Annotated in this window: 1 pseudogene; it reads right to left on the minus strand. The window is 51.5% G+C overall.

Features of this window, described 5'->3' with window-relative positions:
* A pseudogene (locus WMO46_RS15585) lies at nt 1-340 on the minus strand (hypothetical protein); the annotation flags it as partial.
* Nucleotides 341-542 lie beyond the last annotated feature (202 nt).

Raw genomic sequence — 542 nt, forward strand, 5'->3', positions numbered from 1 at the left:
CCTCGAAACGGTCCTCGCCGTTGTAGAGATTGTCTGTCAGCTCCCGATCCGAGACTATTTCATCCCATTCGTCGCGGAAAAAATAGACGTTGAAACCGACGCAGAACGAATCGAGGCAGCTGTCGAAATTTTCATAGTTTTCGATGAATCCGGCGACCGAAAAGGTCTGTTCGGTATCCTCCTGCACGATCCAAAAGAGCGATTCGGGCAATGCGAGCACCGTGGCATAAAGAGTATGCGCCTGCTTTTCGAGATCGTCGAGAAACTGCCGGATGTCGCTCTTGCGAATGTCCCCGTCCATCGGGATGATGTCATTGAATGCGAAAGGTTGTCGTGTCATGGTTCAGTGATTTCAAACCCGCCGCACCGGATCGTGCAGCGGAGGGCCCGTTGAAATTACGGAGATCAAAAAAACGGGTGCGGGACAGGCCTAAAAAATATAAGTGACGCGTTTAACCTGCAAACATGAAGAATTCAAACTCCCGCACCCAATTCGCCCGATGTCCGGTTCTGCGTTCCGTACGGGCACAAAAAAAGCACGG

It is taken from the genome of Alistipes intestinihominis (assembly GCF_040095975.1).
In the GTDB taxonomy this organism is placed as follows: domain Bacteria; phylum Bacteroidota; class Bacteroidia; order Bacteroidales; family Rikenellaceae; genus Alistipes; species Alistipes senegalensis.